This is a genomic window from Flavobacteriales bacterium, assembly GCA_020635855.1.
Classification (GTDB): domain Bacteria; phylum Bacteroidota; class Bacteroidia; order JACJYZ01; family JACJYZ01; genus JACJYZ01.
Genome location: JACJYZ010000002.1, coordinates 579,160 through 601,023, shown reverse-complemented (window position 1 = coordinate 601,023; position 21,864 = coordinate 579,160). Strand labels below are relative to the sequence as shown.

The window sequence follows — 21,864 nt, the reverse complement described above, 5'->3', positions numbered from 1 at the left end:
ATTCTTTTTACAGAAAGTTGTAGGAGAACCTGATTTTGTAAACCTGACCTTTCTTCAGTGCCGGTGCATTCACCTGGGTATTTTCCAGGGCGTCGGTCACCAGGCGGGTCAGCGCCTTGTTGTCGCCATGAACGCGTACGACCTGTACGGCATTGTCGTCGTTGATCAGAAACGATACCTGCACCTGTGTTCCCTTGAGGGCTTCTTCGGTGTATTCAACGGCGGCGGCACGTTCTTTCATGGTTGTGCGCACTTGTTCGAGGGCAGCTTTCTCTTCCGCCTCTCCTTTGGTGGTACCGGCAAAAGCCGATAAGGTCAGACCGGTCAACACCATCATGATACTTGCAATCCTTTTCATCTTGTGTAGTTTTAAATGGTACATCTGAATTTACACCCAAGGGACGCACCTCCCCTTCGATCGGTTGCAAATGCAATTGCCAAAAAATGTTAAGGGTTTTTCGGAATGGACGATAGATGTTAGACGTGAGATATTAGATAATTGACGTGAGATACATCCCTACGAAGATGATTCTCTGTGGTTATTAGTTATTGGTTGATGGTTATTGGCGTACCCTTCCACAACGCGATGAAGGTGGGGCAATGGAAGCCGGATGTCATTTACGCGACCAAAAGGAGCCATTGCCTATTGACGGCGTAGCCCACTGTGCAACTTGAAAATCGCAACTTGCCTCGCCCGCCGAAGCCTTGGCAAAGGTGGGCAACTTGAGACCCGCGACTTGTGACTTGAGACTAATTTTAGGGGGCACAAATCCCCTCCCCAATCCAAGTTAGCGAATCAAGAAACATGGAATGAACCTATCCGATGTTCCTTCTTTCGTGTGTAAGATGTGTCGAATGGTTTTCCTGTTTGGTTATGCGCTTCTGACCTGCTAGGGCGTTCAGCCTCCGTTGCCACAGCGACCAAGCCATGCAAGATAGACGGGATTGCAGTGGAAAGCCCGAAGTGTGGGGGATGTGGGAGGTCGGACTTGCAACGGAAAGCCCGAAGACCGAATGACTGAAAACCGGGCGCTCTTCTTCTACATCCATATCGCTGCAAAATCTTACCCAAGAAAGAATCTGCATCACATTCGTCCATAACTGAAGAAGATTCTGACTAACTTGAACCGGGGAGGGGATTCGTACACCCCGTAGCCAACCCCTTTTCTTGTTGCGTACCTACGGCACGTTTTGACATCTCTCCATTCATATCATTTCCACCCATGTGTCGCTCCGATGGAGCGAATATCCCGGCGGGTAACCTACAACTTGAGACTCGCGACCAACCCCTCCATCCCTTATCTTCGCACCATGAGCACCCGCTCCCTTCTTTGCGTGGTAATGATGGTCCTAACCCTCCCGGCAACCGCTCAACGCAACTGGACATTCGAGTTGCACGGCGGTGTGGTGGGAAATATGCGCCTCCCTCTGGTCATCCGTCAGGCAGGCTACCCGGTGATCCGCATTCCCAAAGCACACTTCGTATCCGAACCATTGGTGGATCCATTTTACTGGGATTGGCGTTTCAGTCGATGGTTCAACAACCAGGGCATAGAGTTCGAAGCCATCCACCACAAACTGTACTTGGTAAACAAACCACCCGAGGTACAACGCTTCGGGATATCACACGGCTACAACATGGTCATGGTAAATTACCTGAAGAAGTGGAAAGGCTTTTATTACCGCATAGGTGCCGGTAAAATCCTGCTGCATCCCGAGAACACCATCCGCAACCGCGCTTTCCCGGAAGGTCCCGGTTTCGACATCCGTGGCTACTACCTGCGCGGTTGGGTGATCAATGGCGGACTTGCACGCAAGGTACCCATTACCCCCTGGCTGTACGGCAGCTTCGAAGCCAAAGTCACCGCGTCCGCAGCCGACGTTCCCATTGTAGAAGGACTCGCACGCATCTACAACGTCGCGTTCCAGGGTATCTTCGGAGTGGGGGTGTATTTTGGGAAGAAGTCGGAATGATGTGAAGATGTGATCATTTGAAAATGCCACATGCCTCATCCAAGGTGTTTCATCTGCTTTCGAATTCCAATCAACATCTTGCACATGAAAGAAGGAACATCGGATAGGTTCATTCCATGTTTCCTCATTCACTAACTTGAACCGGGGAGGGGATTCGTACACCCCGTGCCCAACCTCTTTTCTCGTTGCGTACCTACGGCACGCTGGCATCATCCAATCCATATCATTTCCACCCATGTGTCGCTCCTATGGAGCGAATGGCAATACAGCAACCTTCATCATTCGCGTGACTTGATGCATTTGACAATCCTATCTAAGAACCCCCGATGAACGCCCAACTACCCGCCTCCGCCAAGGCTACGGACGGGCAAGCAAACTAAAAACCACAATCCCTCCAACGACGCACAGCCCAGTTCACGTGATCGCCCCTAATTCCTAATTCCTAATCCTTAATTAAAAAAGGACCCGCTTGCGCAGGCCCTTTTTCACTCCTTCTTTCGAACTAAAACATTCGAATGCTACACAACACCTAGTAAGGTTGAACCACGATGTCGGCAGGTTTTCCTGTATTTACGCCGCTCGGACCTTGCGCACCCGGAGAACCGGTTCCGCCTGTGCTGCCCGAGTTGCCGTCGCCGTTGTGCTTACCACCGGATCCTTTGGCACCGCCGGCACCACCCGAACCTCCGTCGCCACCGGCACCACCGGCGCCCGGCGTAGCAGTGAGCTTGGTGGTAATTACCTTAGCCACCATCGACGCCGGAACAGATACCGTGATGTTACCGGCAGCATCAACAGCGCTACCGCCTTGTCCGCCGATACCTCCGTCACCACCTCTTCCACCGCTGCCACCGCTACCGGCACCTGAGCCAGTGCAACCGCATGTGGCACCATCTCCGCCTTTGCCACCTGCTCCGCCTTGTCCACCTTGTCCACCTTTACCGCCTACGCCACCTTGTCCGGACATGGTCTGGATCATCAACCCATTGGCGCCGTTCTGCAGCTGCAGGGCTGTTGTAATCGTCACTTCGGCAGACAGACTGGGCTTACCAGCTCCGCCAACACTACCCACCACTCCGGTACCACCCGGCTGACCCGGATCACCGTTCGTACCCGATTTTCCTGCGATGCCCGCGCTTGAGCAATCACCATTGGAACCCGGACTTCCGGCGCTGCCGGTACCACCTGTCGGACCTGCAGCACCCGTTGCACCCGGTGCACCCAGGATATTGAAATCACCAAAGCCCGCCGGCGCATTGCCATTGCGAACGAGGGTATCACATGTGAACTGCAACGGTGTGTTCTGGATGGTCACATAGGCCTGATCGTTGAAAGTCACCGTGCCGTAGTTCAGAATCGTCAGCGGTTGCGACGTACCCAGATCGTTTGCTCCGTTGTAGGTAACATCGGGCGCCGATACGGCATTCACCTGCATGGGAAACGCAGAAGAGATGCGTGAACGGTCTGCATCCGACAACAGGTCGTTGCCGAATACAAATGCGTTCACACGACGCAGCACGCCATGCAAACTTTCATCCTTTTCAGGAGGCGTTACGGGAATGCTGCCGAACAGGCGACGCTCGTTGGCGGCACGTGCTTCCGCCGGTGCGCCGTCATCCAGCAGGTTGCGCAACGCATCAATATTGGATACTGTTATCTTGGATTCTATCGCATGCCCTGCCTTGAGCGCATCCACAGAATGTCCTAGTTTGGAAGCCCTCTCAAGAAAAGAGGCCTTCCCGGTTTTGTTTCCGTTGACGGGCTGTGCCACGGCTTCGGAAGCTGCTTCGGAGGAGGCTTTCGACTTTTTTTGTGTTTGTGACATGATGGTTTTGGTTTAAAACATGTTTATTGATTGAGTGATCGGTTGCTCGTTGATGAAGACCCACGGCGCCGGCCGTGATCTTCCTGCCTTTCCTTTTTTGCCATGTTTCCCGGCTTGTCCATCCTCACCTGCCCGTCCCGGCTGAGGCCCCTGTCCGGCCATACCGCCTCCGCCACCAACACCACATTTTCCTCCCTTGCCACCTGCACCGCCTTCCGACGGAAGTACCGTGCAACATACCCGTAGCTTCTGCTCCTCCGGTACATTGATATATACATTGGATGCCACGCCGCCATGTCCTGCATGTCCGCCATCACCACCGTTGCCGCCATCACCACCGTTTCCTCCATCACCACCCGGCAACAAACCGGTGATCAACTGATAGCCGTCGCGCCCATCCCCTCCATGTCCACCGTCACCGCCACGGCCTCCATTCCCTCCATTGCCGCCTTTTCCGGCCTGCACAAATACGGCCACATTATCCACCACATTCCGCAGTGTGATCTCAGCCAGCTTGCACATACCGCCGTTGCGACCGGCCACACCGGGAAGTCCGTCTTCACCGTTCTCACCATCTACTCCGCACATCTCTTCCGGTTCAATGGGCTGCTGCAACGCGAGCCCAAGCAAGTTGTTTTCCACCAACGCCTGTTCGCCATCGCCACCGTGCGCACCGTGCTTTCCGGAAGCGCCCGCCGGACCATCGATCGGACCACGGCGGAAGTCCACCGAGAAAGGCGTGGGCAATATGCCGATGTGGTAGTCGCATTCGTCGGTGAGTGATGAACAAATGATTTGCTGACACACCAGCGAAAAGACGTTTCCTCTCACCACCACAGAGGCACCCGGTTCCAGCACAAGTGTACCCACATTCACGGTGGTGTAAAGTTCTTCCAGGTTGTCGAGCCCCCATACTTCGCCGCGCACGCTTACATCCCACACTTCACCCGCTGGCACCACCTTATGCAATACGCTGATGGCCTTGACATGCAAAGGCAGGTGGTTGTCGATCCCATGCTGATCTCCGGCAGGCACATGGCCGTCCGCGAATGTATGTGACTCACCCCTGTCGTGCAGGCCCTGCCCCAAACGGGCACGGGCCTCAATGGGCGGATTAAAGAATGTCTTCTGTCGCAGTTTCCGCTGTTCGGGTGTGGCCACCGACAACGTGTTGCGGATGTCTTCCAGGGTGTTGAGGAGAAAGTAAGACACCTCTTCCCGGCCGCGCAGCAAAGCGCCTTCATCGTGTCCGAGCAGGCGGGCGCGTTGCAGGAATGCCTCCTTTGACGCATCCGTCAGAACAGGATGCACCTGTATGGTATGTTCAGCTGACGTCTCGTACATATCGAATGGATAACATGTAGTTCGTAGGGTTGTTGGCCACGGCATTCACGGTTTGTGAGTTGCCGCTGAATCCGGCGTAAATGGCATTGGACCCGCCCTGTGGCGTGGAGCTCCAGTACATGCCGTAGGTGCCGAGTTGCGATGAGTTGCCGCGGTTATCAATCGCACCGCCGAGCTGTGCGGCAAAACCATTGCTTCCACCTGTGATCAGTGCGGCATATGCCGCAGCGGGTGAAGCAAATGCCGAGAATAGGTCGTTCCAGTCTTCCTGCGAGGGCAGCCTCCAGGGAGCCGGTATTTTATATTGTGATCCTTCCCAGGTATACAACCGGCCGTACGGTGTTTCGTATTTGCTGCTTCCGTTGTAAAAGCCGGAGCCGGTCGGCGCATCATAGTCGAGGTTGGCGGCCATCCATATCTTGTTGTTCACCTGCACCACCGGATACACTTTGCCATCGCGGGTGTCTACAAACATGTTGGCTTGCAGGAATGCGGTGAACTGAAGGCTGTTCAGGTATCCTCCGTTTCCGTCATATGCTTGCAGGGTGAAAGTGACCGCCGTGCTTTGCACCGTTCCGGGCAGGGTGGCCTCCTGCTGATCGTAGGCGATGGGAGCCGGATTGGGGTACGGGTAAACAACCGGTTCTACCCCGGGCAATGCGGTGATCAGCGTAACGGATGCCACGTCGAACATGGTCCATCGCAACGGAATCTGGATGTCGGCGGTGGGTTGTGTCACCTGGAAGATGGGTGTCGGACTGAAGAAATTGAGCAACCCGCGTGTGGGCGGCGCCTGCTGTTTCACGATGTCGAGTACGAACACCATGTCATCATAGGCCGTGGTCTCGTCTTTCATGAAACCGGAGAACTGCACCATCATCTGGGTGTGGCCCGGAGGTGTGAAAGAAATGATATCGGAAAATGAGAACGTGATGTTGGCATCGTCACCCGTGCCGATGATCTGCTTGTTGGTGTTGGCGGGTTGAAGCGTCCACAGCGGATGCGGATTCGGTGAACTGGCACCGGGGTTGGTTACCGTCCATGCATTGTTCTGCGAAATGGCCACACCTCCGCGGATGTTCCATGCGGATCCTTGTACCGGCGCACTCTTGTCATTGTCCGGCGCCAGCGATCCACTGGTGCTTCCGTAAACGAACGTCACATTCACAACCGGATTTCCCGTCCACATGTTCCCACCCTGGTAAATGGGTTGCTGCGATATGTTTTTCAGGTTGAGGAAGATGGTGTTCTGCAGCGGGTCTCCTGCCGGCGAAACGATCACGTTTCCCTGGCTGTCGAGCGACACCTGGAGTACGTCGGTGAGCTTGGCGTTACCCGGTTGCGGATTCTTGTTCAATGCCAGCGGCGCCTGTACCGATGGTGGCAGGCTGCCCTGGAAATTGTTCAGCAACACGGTCACTGAATCAGCCGTGGGGGATGCGGAACTTTCCGCGGTCTGCACCTGGAACGACAAGCTTTGTCCATCCGCCCATACCGCCGAACCGGTTCCCTGCCAGGTGAGCGCCAATGACACGTCGGTTGTGTTTACTGCAAACGACCAATCGTTCAATTGAATGTTCATCTTCTGGAGGTCACTGAGCTGGTAAAACAACGGCATGAAAATCTCGAAGCTGGATGCGGATCCGCCCGCCACCATTTTGATGTCGCTGCCGGTGTTGTTGGTTAACTGGAAAGCAAGGGTGGCAGACACGCCTACATACACCACCGGTTGTTGGTTGGCGGTGTTCAACACAGAAAGCTGGATGCCGTTATTGGCCATGAGAAAGTTCATCGTTCGGTCTCAATTGGGTTCATGATATCTGGTCCTGGTTCGGGTTCTGCGACAATTTGAGCCATCCTTCCCGCAAGGTTTGCGGAGTGAAATCCCACACCGCATCATCGTTCGATTCGTTGGGTTTCAGGGGCACTTCACCTTCCGCACCCGGGTTCACCCACGACCATACGTAACCGGATTCCTGCGGCAAAGGCACCACCAGTTGCTGGCGTTCATTCAGCACCGGCGTGGTGGCAAATGTGATCTGCAGGTTGCGAAGGATCTCGGAGTATTGATCAGGTGGAATGCCCAGCTCCTGAACGGGCAGCACGCCGGTTGTGGCATGCACTGCAGCTCTCGGATCCACCAGCATGGTAAGGGTGATGGATGCACCGTTCAGCACCAGCTGAAGGGTATCTGCATCGGGAGCGGTCACATGGTGTTGTCCGCCCGCCGGTGCCGCCGGGGCATATACGGTTGAATACGGATCCTCCCCGGTTGCTTCGATCAGGTAGGCCACGAGGCCATCGTCCAGGTTGGCGAGGTCGCCCATGCGCACCGGGAACTGCACGTTGCCCATGTTGGCACTGCTATACGGAATCCGATCGGTATAGGTGTACCGGTTGTTGTTAATGTCCTGTGGCCAGGGATCGGTGGCTTCGGTGGATGCCTGGCTGATGGGAAGAAGTCCGCCCTGCGTTTCCAGTCCGAGCACAGCCCTTGTCAACGCCAACGGTCTGCCGAGCAATACGGCCAGCGATGCATCCTGTGCAGAATTGGTCGGGTCAATGAAGCGGTCGGATTGCTGGATGGCATTCATGAAGTCGGCCAGGAAATTCGCATCCTGTCCATCCACATACCACATGAAGGTAGCGAGATGGGGATTCACGGTCGGCGATCCTTTCGGACCTATGTCGAGGGACAGATCGCTCGACGGGTTTGCCAGGTTTCCGGCACGCGTGCGATATATCAGCGTATCATGTTCGATGCCGAATGATCCGATGGGCGTTCCCGGCGCATCATAAAAAAACAAGGTGTTGTCGAGGTGGTTGGGGATGATCCATCCGAACACGGGAGACGTGGCGGGATGTGTGTTCATCTCCACAAAATCATTGTCAAAACCGGGCACGCTTGTGTCGTGCGCAGCGCTCAGCCATCGGTACCACAACCGGGTGGGCCAGTTGATGCGTGGCGGCAGGTAGATGGTATTTGCATGTTCCGTATCAGCCGTCAACGGTGCCAGCGTCATGGCGGGTGTTACCTGTAGCGAACCGTCGGGGTTTTGAGCAGCCGTTTGCAGGTCCATCCGTTGTCCGAACACATCCACAATCTCCAGCGACTGGATCTCCATGAAGCCGGCACGCATCGGACCGAAATTATGAATGGCGAGCAGTCCGGCTGAAACCGGCGCATCTGCATTGAAGCTGTAGTCGTACCAGTCGTCTTCATCAGATGCAGTGGCGGCGGCATTGATCTGCGTGGTCACCGCATCGCGCGGACCGCGGGTCAGGTCTTCCACTTTGATGCGGGCGATGTAGGTGCGCAGGATCTGTTCAGCGGTAAAACCGCTCATCGCCTGCGACATGATGTGCAGCGATTTGTAGTAGTCGGATATCTGCGACAACGTAGGATCGGCAGGGTCGGTCGGATAGTTCTGCGCGTAGTTGTCGATCTGCGTGGTAAGGTTGAATGTGGGGCGTTTCGACAACACCACGGAGTTGTCGTACGGCAACTGCTGGCCCACGGTGAAGTCGACCGGTGTGGTGCCGTTCATCCTGTATACATAGTCGATGGCATCGGGATCCATCTCGAAGAAGTCGGTCAGGTTGGTGGCGGAATAGCCGCTGCCATCCGACTGCTTCAGCGGATCGTATGCCAGTTTCCACACCATGCTCACGGGCAGGAACGGATCGTATCTGTCGTTGTCGAACTCGGGGTATTGTTGCTGTGCGTTCCATGCCACCGCATCGGGTGCCCATCCGTTTCCGGCTTCATTGGTGAACGTGAAGGTGAGCGCAAGGGGCTGTTGAATGCTGATCTGTTCATTGGCTTTTGCCACATAGTCCGACTGACGGATGAGGGCATACAAACCGGTGTCGGGCTTGCCCTCAAGTGGGCTCAAACCACCTTCCGCCAGTTGCAGGGATGTGATCACGCCCGGCAGGTTTGCGTCGGCCGGATTGCCATTGCCTCCTTCGGCTTTCAATGCAGCCGCGGTTATTGACGCCAGGCTGGGGATGGTGATGTAGCCTTCGCCGATGAGGTCGGTCAGGTCGGCCTGGTAAGGAGCTTTCGGAAAAGCGGGCTGCCCCTGGATCGAGGATATGTTCAGTGTGAATGTACTTCCGGCAGAAACCACCTGCAGCTGGGTGAGCAGCTCACCTGTAAGCCGCACGACAATGTCTTTGGCGCTGCCGTTGCGGCGCACCGGTTCGATGCGGTTGCCCTGCATCAGCACGGTGGGTTCGGTGGGCGACCAGAAAGAAGGCGCCGGCACCCCTATCACCTGCCACTGCGGGTATTGACTCATCGCCTGCTGAAAATCATTGAACTTGTTCCACACATCAAAGGCGAGCGACGTTTCTATATCCGGTTGTTTCAGGCCGATGATCTCACCCGAATCTTCACTTTGTTCATAGTACAACACGCCAGCACTATCGCCTGCAGCCACCACGGTGGTGAGTTCGCTGCCACCGGAATTGGTGAGGAAATTGATCAGCTGGTTGATGCTCACATTCGGATCGGTGATGCCACCTGCTTCCATGTTCACATAGCGGAACCAATCCATGAACAATTGTTTCCGTTGGGTCTTCAAAGCATCACGTGCCGTGTCGTAATTTTTCTGGGCCTGGTTGAGCACGTGCAGTTGTTCAGCAAGTGCCAGGGGCAGCGTGATCTCCTGGTCTGCATCATGCGGCTGGTCGGGGTCTTCCTGTTTAGGCTGTACGATCCAGAGCAATCCACCCTGCACCTTGGCAAAACCGTTTGAGTGCAATGACTCTTCCAGGAGGATGATTTTGTTGGTTTCGTTCTCGAGGTTGTTGAGCAATCCCAATTGCAGGGCGTCCAGCAGGTATTCGTAATTCTTCAGCAGGTCCGGGTCGTCATCTGTATTCCCCATGTCTTTTTTCAGCAGGGCCGAGAGGGCCTCGGACGGCGTGTTGCCCACAGCCAGTTCCACTGTATCTGTCCATACGCCGGGGCTTGTTTGGTTGTCGGGGTTGTTAAGGAAGTAGGATGTGGACGGACTGTTCAGCATGTTCCACACCACCTCCTGCAACACACCGTTGCAGATGGTTTTCAGGGGCAGATCCACCGATTGCAGGGTATCATCCGTGTTGAGCGTATAGGTGATGTCTTCCGTGCGGAACAGCCAGTGGTTGTTTTGCTGCATCAGGTTGGCGAACACGGTAGCTGGGGTTTCCTTCACGGGTGTTCCGGCCTGTTTGCATTGTGCTACATAGTTGTCGTATTCCTCCTTGACTTTGCCGTCCAACCCGTCGAGCGGATCGTTCGCGTTGGTGTTGATCCATCCCACCACCTGGTAGGAAGCCTTGAATTGCACAGGTTGGTTGGTGGTGATGGCCTGGAACAGTTCCGGCTCATCCGTGAAGCGGTCCCAGAAACCGAACACGCTGCAGCAATCCGGGTAGTAGGAAGAAAAACCTGGACCGAGAAACCCGATGGAGGTCAGGTAAAGTGACTTGCCGTCGTCACCGTTGAAAGCAGGCAGGTAATGGGATGTGTCTTCCCCCGCCGGATCCCATGTATCGGCATCCACCACGCGCCCCATGTAGGCGAACGGCTGCTGCTGTCCGTTGTTTTGAACGGACAGAGGCACCGGAACAGCAGGACGCAAAGCACCATCGGCATCGGCAATCAGTGCGGGAGAAATGTAGTCGCTCTCCACCACCCATGCATGCGAAGTGGCATCCTGCCAGGATTGGCTGGTTGCATCGTACATGCTGAGGTAGCGGATCACCAACCACCGGTTGGGCACCTGAGGAAAGATCACATCCGCACCACCTATGGGTTGCACACCTCTGCGAAAATAGTCGGGCAATTCCCAATGCACATGGATGCCGGTGCCGAGCGGATTCAGGGGCGATGACTTACTGTCCAGCGGCTGCACAACGGTATCACCGGTGCTGGCACGCATATCGGTTGACTGAAAGGGGATGGAGTTGAAGTTCGCCACGCGCCCCTTGAAATCCACAACGACATTTGTATTATCGTTCTCACTGACCCTCAGTGCTGCGATGTTTATTGGTATGATGGCATTCATTGACATCACGACTTTAAATTAAAACTCACCATGCCTACGCCTTCGGTCATTTCAAATCCCATCACGGCTGAATCAACGGATGGGATCGGTGGTGACTGGGAAGCGGCGATCAGGTTGGCAAGGGTTTGCATTTTGATGGTGCGCGGCGCATCGGGCCGGAAGCACTGTTCTTTCGTTAAGTCCAGGGTCACCAGGTTTTGGGTGATGGTTACCTGTCCGTCGGTTTCCGTGAACTGGTTGATCTTTTTCGTGGCACCCTTTTCATCGAACGTATCGATGCCGAAGTGCAAGGCTTCAGGCGCTTCATGGATGTCCACCCTGAAGATGTCCCCCTCCACCAGACACACCAGGGTATCGGCCTGTTGCCCGAGTTGCTCCATGCGCAGGATATTCAGCAGCTTCGGTTCCGGATCTTCCGGGGTATGGCCCTCCTGCCAGGGGTTCACGCCCAGTCCCGGGTAAGCAGGCACCAGAGATGAACGCAGGATGAAACCCGACACGGTTTGGAACGACACATCAATGCCGTCGACTCCCAGGTAGTTGGTGCGCACCGATGCGGATTTTGCATTCGCCTCGCGGGTGAGTCTGGGTGCCGAAGCCCGGTCCAGTTGCACCGACACCGGTGGTTGGGCCTGGTCGGTGGTCAGGTTGCGACCGATGCTGAAGGCGCCGTCCATCATTGCATCCACCCAATTCATGTCCACATAAAAAAAGCGGATGGATTCAGGGGGCAACATGCCTTCATCGGGCACGAGGTAGTTGATGGGCACACCGTACAGCAGTTTCAGGCGGCCCATCCAATCGCTGATCTGATCAGGCACCGACACCTGGTCGGCCACGGTGGCCATGGCGCGATCGTTATGAAACGTAGCCACCAATCCGTCACGGATGCGGTTTCTCGCCAACGAAGTTCGTCCCAGCGGTGTGCTCATGATTGTGAAGGTTTTTTCAGTGAAAAGATGAGCTGATGAAGTAGCTGTCCGGAAGCCTTTGCCTGGGGAGCTGCGGCTACCCGGGCAGTAGCAGCGCCAGTGGGGGGCGCCGGTTGCAGCACATTTACAAAAGCTTCGGACAGCAGTTCGTTTTCGGCTTCGTTGACAACGGCCTGTGAGAGTCCTTTCTTCCAATTGTAAAGCGAAACGGAGAACGCCTGGTCCTGCAGCGCCATCAGGCGACCCAGGGTCCATGCTGCGCAATAGCTTTCATCCAGCATCCCTGTCGTGGGGTCAAAGATCATGGCCTGGTCGGGCGATGCCACAGGCAGTTTCACACGCGCCTTATCCACCCTATATGGCACCAGGGGTCCGCGGTACCACGACACCGTTTTTTCTCCCGTGCGCACATCGTGGTTCAGCGGTACATAGCCCATCTCCAGGGCGCCTTTCACCACAGGGTTGCTGCCGTTGTAATCCAGTCGCAGGTTCACCTGGGCGGCTTCGGTTCCTGCTGCCGGCGCACCGTTCAGCGCCTGGATGCGATCCACGAACATGGCGTTCTCGCCGGTGGAATAAAACGTCCAGGTTTTCAGCACCGCGAGGCGCAGGTTTTTGGAAGGGTCAAGTTTTGTGCCTGAGGGCGCACCTCCGTTCTCATCGGTGGGAATGAAATCCTGCAACTCTTCCAGCGACACCAGGTAGGCATAGGTTTTCTTCGCCGTATTGGGCAGGCGGTTTCCGAACACCACCGAGAAAGTGCCGGTGGGTTCACCCACATCCGAGATGCCCGGCATGGTGGCTTTGTTGATGAGGCTCACGTTGCGCACATGTGCCATCAGCTTAAGGTCATCGATGGTCGGTGCAATCTGCCAGAACAGGGTCAGCGGGATGTCGAGCACCTGGATGGTATCGCTCATCGCATCGCCGGGATCCAGTTCATCGGTTTGTGTGGCCTGATAGAAATACGAATAGTTATCGCCCAACGTGCTTTGCGGATACAGCGACGTCGGAAAGAGGTCGCCCATGGTGGCGCTTGCGGCCGGTAGTTGCAGGGTGGGATGTGCGGCCACATCATCATCATCCAGCAGCAGCACGGTGATCCACGTGGGTACGTCGGCATCGGTATCCTGCCCGGGTTGGGGTGGACTGTAAGGCGTTTCCAATGTAGGGTAACGCGCCCAGGGAAAAGTGGATTTGGTAAAGACCACATGTGGCAACACGGTGCTGAACATGCCCGATGCATTGTCGTCCGGAAACACCGAATACAACACATCACCGGGGTTCTTCAACCTGAACCTGTCGCCCAGTACGGCGAGCGTATATTCATTGGTGATGGCGCCACTGATGGCAGTGCCTCCGCTGTCATTCACTTCCTGCGTCAGTGACAGCTTGTACTCGCCGTCTTCCAGTCCGGGAATGTCATGCTGGATGTAGGTAACCTGTTCGTTCAGGATGCCACTACCGCCGTTGTTGTTTGTATCTGTCATATCTTCAATATCCGCTTTCTGCTTTCCAAACAACCTAGGCAGCCAGGTCATCACCCAGTAGAAGAACCTGAGGCCAATCGGTAAGCGCCGTTTGTGTGGCGAGGATCGATAGGTTGACATCCTGCGGTGTATAGGTTGTGAATCCGTTTGTATTCAGATCATCCAGGATGGCGGCACGTTGCGACACCACCCATTTATCTTCAAGGGAAGACAGGATGTAGTTATCATTTTCAAGTGTTTCTGCCGCCTGACCGCTCACCTTGATGGTAAGTTGATCCGGCGTCGGCAAGGTGGCCGTTACCTGGTATCGGGTGTCCACGGCAGCGCTGCCGAAGCTGTAATATGCCTCGTTTCCTTTCTGAAAGAGCAATTGGATCAGGGGCACATTGTTCACGCTGCTGGGGTTGCGTGGAATGGGACTGAGTTGAAAACCGGTAAGACTGAATGGTACCAACGCCGGATCGTTCGGTGATGGCTTGTCGGGGTTTTTCAGCCACATGGCTGCATTCGACGAAGCCGTTTGCGGCTGTATGCTGAGTGTATTGATGGGTTGACTGTATGTTCCCGGCGGATCACTGGCTGCGCGTTTGCTGACCTGCAGCGTAAGCACCGACTGCACATTGTCCTGCTTCATCGGACGGATGCTCAGGTCAGGATTCCAAACCTGGGTTGCGCTGTAGGTGGCTTGCTTCGTTCCGAGCTTCAGGTAAGGGCCGTTCTCCACATCCACCGGAGTTGCATTGTAAGCCGATACGTCGTCGGAAACATCCACTGTTTGTCCTTCGCTGTTGACCCATTTCGGTTGATTCACGGGAATGGTGCTGTTCACTACAATCACAAACTGATCCGGATCCACAATCCAATTAAAACCTTCCACGCCGCTACCCAGCAAACCGCTGGGCACGGAAGCTTTCACAATGTTCGTTTCCGCAGGTGAAGCGGCAGCAGCGGCAGCCAGCATGCGCCGGCTGCGGTTGGTGGATTGGCTGCTGCCGGTATCTGCCGGTAAAAAACTTGTTCTGAAATCCTGCCATCCGATCGGAGGCGGTGTGGATGCTTCCGCACCGAAGTGGATGGTGAATGAGATCACATCCAGATCCACATCGGCCCTGCCTCCGAATGCAGGTCCCCACAAATACACGTCCGCACCAATGTGCAGGTTGATGGTGAACAGCCCCAGGTCTGCCGACACGCCGATGCTGGCATAGATATCGGCTTCGTAGTGGAAGGGCGCCCATGCGATCAGGAAGTCGACCCCCATGGTGAACCAGGCCTTGATGGCCGGGATACTCCACGTGGCCGACATTGAACCACCCGCCATGAACATGGCCGGGGTAAGCGCAAAATAAGACCCACCGGTCACATGAATCGGACCGAGGCTGAAGTTGATGCCCAGCCGGGGAACGGTAGGATAATAGTCGGGTTTTTTAAAAGCCGGATGGTATCCGCCCAGCGTGACCACGAAGTCGTCTTGGTGCGGACCACCGAACCAGATATAGAAGGCAAAACCACCGGTCAGCTGACAGAACGGACCGAAGATATAGGATGCAGGTGAGAGCACTCCGGCCACAGCGAGCAGGCCGCTGGACTGACTGTACGAAGCCATCACATCAATCTCCACATATGCAATGGGGGCCGGATCACCCGTCGGGAAACTCATGGATGCATTGCCCAGCAACGCGATCTGAAAATCCACCCCGAAGGAAACCGTCACCAATGCGAACACATTGATCATCTCGAATGACGACACTTGAACGCCGGCTGCCAGCCAGTATTCTCCGGGCATATCCAGGAAGTACTTCTGCAGTTGCGGCAACACGGATGTCACGGTTGACTGGGCCGATCCCGACTCAGCCGGTGCATTGTGCGGAAGCAGGATATAAGTGGGCAGCTGCTCCAGTGTAGGTAACACCAGTTCGTTGTTGATGCCGAAGCCACCCGCCAATCCGTTTACAAACAAATACGGCGGACCACCGAGGGGCACGTTGATGTTGGCATACAGGAAAAAAGACGGCGGGATGTGCAGGGTCTTGCCCTGGTGGTTCGGGTCGGGAGCATCATGTGCGGGCGTGTATCCGCCCAGCGCCTTGAAGCCGAACGTGGCGACCTGCAGCACCGCTTCACCGTAGTAGCTGCTCACGCCATCCTCTTCCACTTTCAGGAACGCCCCGCCGATTTCCAGGTTACCCTCTTTGATGTCCATGGACAAACCCTGGATGTCAAAGCTGACGGTGTTACCGGCCGGCATCCCGGGAAGCGGCAGTGGAAATGTAATGGTCATGCCCTCTACACCGAGCGAGAAACCACCCAGCGCAAAACCGGCTGAGAATCCGAACGTGGCCTCGCCCTGACTATAGTTGAGTCCGATCTTCTTCAGGTCAACCGGTCCGAAGGTTTTGTTGATGTTGATCCAGTGAACCGAACCACCGGGCGGACTTGTATTCCCGTTATAGAATGGCGCCGGTGGCGGGTTCACTGGTGGTGGGGTTGTTGGCGGTAACGCCATTGGCAACGCAAAGTTGTTGAGCGCTTCACCGGTGCTCTTCTTGGTGAAACCAGCCGTGAGGGCAAAACCTCCCTTGGTCAGGTTGAAGGTTTGCTTGTTGCCCTTGCTGTCGATGCTGTAATTCGTCTTGTTGGGTGCAGAAGGATCCTGCCGTGTATACAACGGGTTGTCGGATGTACTCACCTGCGGAATGTGAAACTCCACCGGCTTATCCGCGCCGGCCGCTTCCTTGGTATACGAGAAGCCCACGTTGGTGAGCGTAAGATCATTGAAGCCTGGGATCACGCCCACGAGAGGAAGTTTGGCGAAATCGAGATCGAGGTCGATGGACGCACCGATCACATAGGGGTTGCCGGTGGCGGGTGCCGGACTGCTGATGACGGTATCCGCGTAAAAAGTAAAACTGTAGGTATCATCATATACCGACAGTTCGAACTTGCCGGCAGCACCCAGTTCGGTGGTGGGGTTGCCGGTGGTAGGCTTGGTGTAGATGACCTGACCGACGAGGTAGTCAATCTCTGCATGGAGGTTGAGTTCGGGCGGTAATTGCACATCCACACCGAATTGCTGACCGACATAACCGATGAACTCACCCAGCGGGATTACGGCGTTCTGCACGCATCCATCGAAGGTGTATGTGGTTTGTGCCGACTGGCTGTCGATCTCCACATCCAGGGCTACCGGCACGGAACCTATCTCCAGGTTCAGTCCTAACTTCAGGTCAACTTCTGTGGGCATGGATCACGTATTGGTGGTTTTGTCTGTTTGTGTTTTGAAGGCGATGGAGACCGATTTGATCTTCACCCAATTCGCCAGTTCACCGGGCAAGGCGATCAGGCCCTTGCTGGGATCGCTGCCTTCGATATCGATGTTGATTGAGAAGAGGAACTTGCTGGTGGTGGAGTTCACCGTGAACTCGCGGATGTTCACCAATGTATCGTTGGAACTGTTGAAGGTAGTAGGGCTTGCCACTTCATTCCCGAACTCATCGGTTAGTGTTGCGAGGCCGCCGTTCTTGGAAAGTGCGCCCTCCCCTACACCTAATTTCTCTTCCACGAAGCGGATGATGTCACCCAGGTTCACGGTCACGGGATCATCGCCGGGCTGCAGGTCGAGCATAAACAGGAAGCCGTTTTCCACGCCGTCCTGCGATTGGCTATCGCCCAGCACAAGCTCCGATTTGATCGGAACGATCTGCTCTCCCACCCTCACCTTCGCCTGAAATGAAAACTGTGTTGTGCTCATGGATCGTGCTGCATCAGGATGAATAGGAAACGGAAATGGCCACTTCTTCGAGGTCGAAATCTTTCAGCAATCCGAACCCGCCCGACATGGCGATGGATGTACTGAACTCGCTGATGGTGCCTGTGGTCACATCCGCCGAGGTATCAAACTCAAAGGAATTCACGGTGAGGTCGGTGGAGAGCCCGACATCGGTTGATGAACCCAGCAGGTCCTGCAGCATCACATTCACCGACTTGGAAGCGGGGTTCTCCAGGGTGCCGTTCAGCAGGAAGTTCGGGTATGTGGGCGGATTGGGAAACGTCATGGCAAAGTCGAAAACGAAATCCGGGTTGGTGAGTCCGCTCACCCCCTGGTTCGCATAGTTGAGCAGTTTCACGGAACCCTGTAAGCCCCACGAAGCAGCTGCCTTTCCCATCGGATCCACCACCGTTACCCAAACGGCCAGCGGATCCAGGTACAGCGACTGCCCCATGAGCGGTAGCTTGGAAATACCCACCGACACCGAGATGCTACTGATGGCAAGTGAAAAAGAAGGTTCGAGTCGCACGAAGGCGGTGATGCCCATGCTGAGGAGACCGAAGGATGTTTGTCCTTTCATATACGGACCCAGTTGTTCGGTCGGAAACCAGGCGTTACCGGATGCGAGGCTACCCATCAGGAAATTCAGATCGTCAAGGCCGATGCCCACATTCTCAAAGGTGCCTTCCAGGCTGAAGAGTCCGCCGTTCATCGGCACCTGGGAAACAATGGTTACGGTGGAAGAACCCACGGCCAGTTCCACGTTCAGGTCGAACTGATCTTTGGTCGGACCGTCATCCGCGGTATCGGTTGTTTTGGTGATGTTGTCGATGCCCATGGATGCGGCCTTGGTGATCTCACCTCCGATGATCGGTATGGCATTGGCCACACCTGTGCGGAAGGCATCCGCGTCGGTCGACTGGAACGAAACGGTGAGGGTATTATCGGCATTGGTTACCGTACCCGCCACATGGATCTCGGTCATGTTCACAATCAGGCCCAGGGTACCGAGAGCCGCACCTGATGCGTTCACGTCGAGTGTACCGGTGAAGGCATTGCCGTTCAAGGCATGGTCGGAAAACACGAGCGCATCGAGGATGGACGACGCCAGTGCGGGGTAGGTTTTCAGATAATCGTCGGTGAATTTCCAGGCAGCCATATCATCAGAATTCGATGACCACGGGAAGGTGGTCGCTCACTTTGTTGTAGTTGTTCACGAGGGCCACCAGGTTGCCGGGGTAAAGGGCGGTCGGTGGGTTTTGGGTCATGTCGCGGGCATTGGCGATCACGTCGGCAACGAGTTGCGTGGTGCCCATGGGCGCAGCAAAATTGAACAGCAGGTTGTCGTACGCATCGCTCAGGTAGTTGGCGGGCGGCGGGTTGCCGTTGGCCACTTTGTTGCGCACGCTCGACAGGGTGTTGGGTGCAAGCAGGGTGCCGTATCCGGCGAAATTCCATCCCACCTGGTTGCCGAATCCGTTGGTATAGGTAGAAGTCGGATCGCAGTTGTAATCGCCCGACACCATGCTGTTGGGTGTGGCGAGCTGCGGAACGGTGGCCACCTTCCTGGCAAAATCAATGGGCGGCTTAAAGCGGATGTTGGCACCGCCGCTGGGAGGAGGTGCATGGATGCCCACCACATTGATTTGGTTGGCGGTACCATTTATGGTGAATGTGGCGCCGTAGGGTGTGCGCGGGTTGATGTACAGGTTGTTGTTGTCGCGCAGCACGCCGTTGCCCGCGAATGTCAGGCGCTGGGTATTGAAGATGATACCGACAGCTTCGTGGTAGCCCACCACCTGGGGTGTTACATAATTATAGGTATAGTTGGCTGCGAGCGCCGTGCCGTTCACATAATTGTTCATGTTGGCGGTGATGGTGGTAATGGTGGGGATGCACGTACCACTCACAGGCTTGCCCTTCTGGTGGCCGCCCGTTTTCAGTTCGATGACGATGAAAATATCAGCGGGGTTGGCGGTGAGGATGTTGGTCCACGCCACATTGCCCATCACCACACGGTTGATGTAGTCGCCTACGTTGTTGCCGAGTCCTTTGTTGGCAATGGTGGCGGTAAAGTTATTACCGAGCTTGGTCTGACCAATGTTCTTCAGGTTCCACGAAACGATCTTCATACAAACAATCCATTCCCGCGCAGGTTGAAGTGCGCACGACATTACATTTCAGAATCTATCGGATTGCCACCGGACCCAACGGAGGAAGGAAGGAAGACAGGAACCTGATGTTCGCTGTGACTTACAAAGGTCTTCGCAATCATGCAACCACAGCATCAGGTCGGACGAAAGACCGGCACATCATCATGGTTACGTCCCGAAAGGAAATCATTTTTTTCCAACATGTCAAAATCTTTGTTGGGACGGTGTTTTGGGTATTCACACGTATTTCAATCAGCAGAACTCAAGCAGCGCAATGCTTTGGAGGCCGCAAACAAATTCGGCCCGGCTAAAAAAAAATTTTGTGATCATTTTATGACCACATCCTGGCTACCTGAAAAACAAATCCCCGAATTACACTATTTTTGTGTACGTAACTATGAAGCAACCAAGCTCATCCGACGCGCGAAAGCACGCCAGCGGCCACTCACTATCCGAAGTTTATGCCACCGTAGAAACCACGGGGAAAAAATCCCTCGGAAAACGGTTGCTTGCTTTCCTGGGTCCCGCCTACCTGGTGAGTGTCGGGTATATGGATCCGGGCAACTGGGCCACCGACATTGCCGGCGGCAGCCAGTTCGGGTACAAGCTTATTTGGGTGCTGCTGATGTCGAACCTGATGGCGTTGCTGCTGCAAAGCCTGAGTGCACGGCTCGGCATCGTTCGCAACCGCGACCTGGCCCAGGCATCGCGTGAGGCCTACCCGGGCTGGATCAACAGCTTCCTGTACATACTGGCTGAGATCGCCATTGCCGCCACCGACCTGGCGGAAGTGCTCGGCATGGCGATCGGACTGCAACTGCTGTTTCATCTGCCCTTGTTGGCAGGCGTGTCGCTGACGGTACTGGACACCTTCATACTCTTACAACTTCAGAACCTGGGCATGCGCAAGATGGAAGCCTTCATCCTGTCGCTGGTGACCATCGTGGGACTGTCTTTCCTAATGGAGATGTTCTTCGCACAACCGGACCTGGGCGGTATTGCGGGCGGATTGATCCCTTCCGCACTGAACAACGAAGCCCTGTACATCGCCATCGGCATCATCGGTGCCACGGTGATGCCGCATAACCTCTACCTGCATTCGGCGCTGGTGCAAAGCCGCAAGATCGACAAGAGCAGGGAGGGCATCCGGAGCGCGCTCCGCTTCAACATTCTTGATTCCACCATTGCGCTGAACCTAGCCTTCTTTGTAAATGCAGCCATCCTCGTACTGGCGGCGGCCACCTTCTTCCGCAACGGCATGTACGACGTATCCGAAATCCAGGACGCCCACCAGTTCCTGGCACCGATCCTTGGAACAAAGCTGGCACCGATCCTGTTCGCCGTGGCATTGATCGCAGCCGGACAAAGCTCCACCATCACCGGTACCCTGAGTGGACAAATCGTGATGGAAGGTTACCTAAACCTGCGCATTCAGCCCTGGCTGAGGCGGCTGATCACGCGGGCACTGGCCATCATCCCCGCGCTACTGGTCATCTGGCTGATGGGTGAAAAAGAAACCGGAAAGATGCTCATCTTCAGTCAGGTTTTATTGAGCCTGCAGCTCGGTTTCGCGGTGATCCCACTGATCCATTTCGTGAGCGACAAAAAGAAAATGGGTGAGTTCGCGATCGGGCGTGTGACAAAAATCTTTTCGTGGTTATGTGCGCTGGTCATCATCGGGCTTAACGTAAAACTCGTGGTCGACGAGATCACGGGATGGCTCACCACCTACCCGCAGCACAGCACGCTCATCTGGACCACCGCCGTGCCGGTGGCGGCACTGTGTGCTTGCGTGTTGCTGTACATCACCCTCATGCCGCTGCTGAACAAACGCAAGCACGCAATCCGTCCTCCCCACGTAGGGCTACAGAAACTCTCCCAGGAAGAGCTGCCTGGCTTTCATCGTGTGGCCATCGCGATCGACTTCTCCGATGCAGACAGCAAAGCCATCGCACATGCCATTGCACAGGGTGGTAACATGGCCACCTATGTGCTGATCCATATTGTGGAAACGGCAGGCGCCATGGTGTACGGGAAAGAAATCAACGACTTTGAGACGGGGGCCGACAAAGAGAACCTCACCCAATATGCTTCCGCCTTAACGGCAAAAGGCTACCGCGTGGAAACCAAACTGGGTTTCGGAAATCCGCGGCGTAAACTTCCCGAGATCGTGAATGAGCAGAAGGTAAACCTGCTGGTGATGGGCGCCCACGGTCATAGCTGGTTCAAGGACCTCATCTTCGGCACCACGGTAGAATCGGTGCGGCACAGGGTGGGGGTTGCGGTGTTGATTGTGAAGTAGTCGCGGGTGGCGAGTG

General features: G+C 55.4%; 12 protein-coding genes and 1 pseudogene. 2 read left to right on the top strand and 11 right to left on the bottom strand.

Annotation, left to right across the window (positions count from 1 at the left end):
* Positions 1 to 7 precede the first annotated feature (7 nt).
* Entirely contained in the window at positions 8 to 358 is a 351-nt protein-coding gene (locus H6585_02580) for a hypothetical protein (GenBank protein MCB9447214.1), read from the bottom strand.
* 953 nt (positions 359 to 1,311) lie between these two features.
* Here H6585_02580 and H6585_02575 point away from each other — a divergent pair.
* Positions 1,312 to 1,974 carry a hypothetical protein gene (locus H6585_02575; protein ID MCB9447213.1) on the top strand — a complete coding sequence of 221 codons (663 nt, stop codon included), beginning with the start codon at positions 1,312 to 1,314 and terminating at the stop codon, positions 1,972 to 1,974.
* A 529-nt stretch (positions 1,975 to 2,503) separates the two neighbouring features.
* Here the strand turns inward: H6585_02575 and H6585_02570 are convergent.
* From H6585_02570 to H6585_02525, 10 genes and pseudogenes are all read right to left on the bottom strand, one after another.
* The gene (locus H6585_02570) at positions 2,504 to 3,799 is read right to left on the bottom strand and encodes a hypothetical protein (GenBank protein ID MCB9447212.1); all 1,296 of its coding nucleotides are present in this window, start codon (positions 3,797 to 3,799) and stop codon (positions 2,504 to 2,506) included.
* A 306-nt stretch (positions 3,800 to 4,105) separates the two neighbouring features.
* Positions 4,106 to 4,321: pseudogene (locus H6585_02565) on the bottom strand (hypothetical protein).
* 802 nt (positions 4,322 to 5,123) lie between these two features.
* The gene (locus H6585_02560; GenBank protein ID MCB9447211.1) at positions 5,124 to 6,935 is read right to left on the bottom strand and encodes a hypothetical protein; all 1,812 of its coding nucleotides are present in this window, start codon (positions 6,933 to 6,935) and stop codon (positions 5,124 to 5,126) included.
* 19 nt (positions 6,936 to 6,954) lie between these two features.
* Complete coding sequence (locus H6585_02555) at positions 6,955 to 11,202, bottom strand: hypothetical protein (protein MCB9447210.1); 4,248 nt, start codon at positions 11,200 to 11,202, stop codon at positions 6,955 to 6,957.
* A 5-nt stretch (positions 11,203 to 11,207) separates the two neighbouring features.
* Positions 11,208 to 12,134, bottom strand: coding sequence for a hypothetical protein (locus tag H6585_02550; protein MCB9447209.1), 927 nt, complete (start codon positions 12,132 to 12,134; stop codon positions 11,208 to 11,210).
* Complete coding sequence (locus H6585_02545) at positions 12,131 to 13,624, bottom strand: hypothetical protein (protein MCB9447208.1); 1,494 nt, start codon at positions 13,622 to 13,624, stop codon at positions 12,131 to 12,133. The genes H6585_02550 and H6585_02545 overlap by 4 nt, the downstream gene beginning before the upstream one ends.
* Positions 13,625 to 13,658: 34 nt before the next feature.
* The gene (locus H6585_02540) at positions 13,659 to 16,868 is read right to left on the bottom strand and encodes a hypothetical protein (protein ID MCB9447207.1); all 3,210 of its coding nucleotides are present in this window, start codon (positions 16,866 to 16,868) and stop codon (positions 13,659 to 13,661) included.
* Between the two features lie 3 nt (positions 16,869 to 16,871).
* Positions 16,872 to 17,375, bottom strand: coding sequence for a hypothetical protein (locus tag H6585_02535; GenBank protein MCB9447206.1), 504 nt, complete (start codon positions 17,373 to 17,375; stop codon positions 16,872 to 16,874).
* A gap of 13 nt (positions 17,376 to 17,388) precedes the next feature.
* Positions 17,389 to 18,552, bottom strand: a complete 1,164-nt coding sequence (locus H6585_02530) for a hypothetical protein (protein MCB9447205.1) — start codon at positions 18,550 to 18,552, stop codon at positions 17,389 to 17,391.
* A gap of 4 nt (positions 18,553 to 18,556) precedes the next feature.
* A complete protein-coding gene (locus H6585_02525) occupies positions 18,557 to 19,525 on the bottom strand; it encodes a hypothetical protein (GenBank protein ID MCB9447204.1) in 969 nt (322 codons plus the stop codon).
* A 418-nt stretch (positions 19,526 to 19,943) separates the two neighbouring features.
* On the opposite strand from H6585_02525, the gene H6585_02520 reads away from it, so the two are divergent.
* On the top strand, positions 19,944 to 21,848 hold the full coding sequence (locus H6585_02520) for an Nramp family divalent metal transporter (protein ID MCB9447203.1): 1,905 nt from the start codon (positions 19,944 to 19,946) through the stop codon (positions 21,846 to 21,848).
* The last annotated feature ends 16 nt before the right edge of the window (positions 21,849 to 21,864 follow it).

Coding starts and splice junctions, on each gene's coding strand:
- H6585_02525 (MCB9447204.1), bottom strand. CDS start 19,525: ATGAAGATCGTTTCGTGGAACCTGAAGAACATTGGTCAGACCAAGCTC.
- H6585_02575 (MCB9447213.1), top strand. CDS start 1,312: ATGAGCACCCGCTCCCTTCTTTGCGTGGTAATGATGGTCCTAACCCTC.
- H6585_02570 (MCB9447212.1), bottom strand. CDS start 3,799: ATGTCACAAACACAAAAAAAGTCGAAAGCCTCCTCCGAAGCAGCTTCC.
- H6585_02555 (MCB9447210.1), bottom strand. CDS start 11,202: ATGAATGCCATCATACCAATAAACATCGCAGCACTGAGGGTCAGTGAG.
- H6585_02535 (MCB9447206.1), bottom strand. CDS start 17,375: ATGAGCACAACACAGTTTTCATTTCAGGCGAAGGTGAGGGTGGGAGAG.
- H6585_02550 (MCB9447209.1), bottom strand. CDS start 12,134: ATGAGCACACCGCTGGGACGAACTTCGTTGGCGAGAAACCGCATCCGT.
- H6585_02545 (MCB9447208.1), bottom strand. CDS start 13,624: ATGACAGATACAAACAACAACGGCGGTAGTGGCATCCTGAACGAACAG.
- H6585_02560 (MCB9447211.1), bottom strand. CDS start 6,935: ATGAACTTTCTCATGGCCAATAACGGCATCCAGCTTTCTGTGTTGAAC.
- H6585_02530 (MCB9447205.1), bottom strand. CDS start 18,552: ATGGCTGCCTGGAAATTCACCGACGATTATCTGAAAACCTACCCCGCA.
- H6585_02540 (MCB9447207.1), bottom strand. CDS start 16,868: ATGCCCACAGAAGTTGACCTGAAGTTAGGACTGAACCTGGAGATAGGT.
- H6585_02520 (MCB9447203.1), top strand. CDS start 19,944: ATGAAGCAACCAAGCTCATCCGACGCGCGAAAGCACGCCAGCGGCCAC.
- H6585_02580 (MCB9447214.1), bottom strand. CDS start 358: ATGAAAAGGATTGCAAGTATCATGATGGTGTTGACCGGTCTGACCTTA.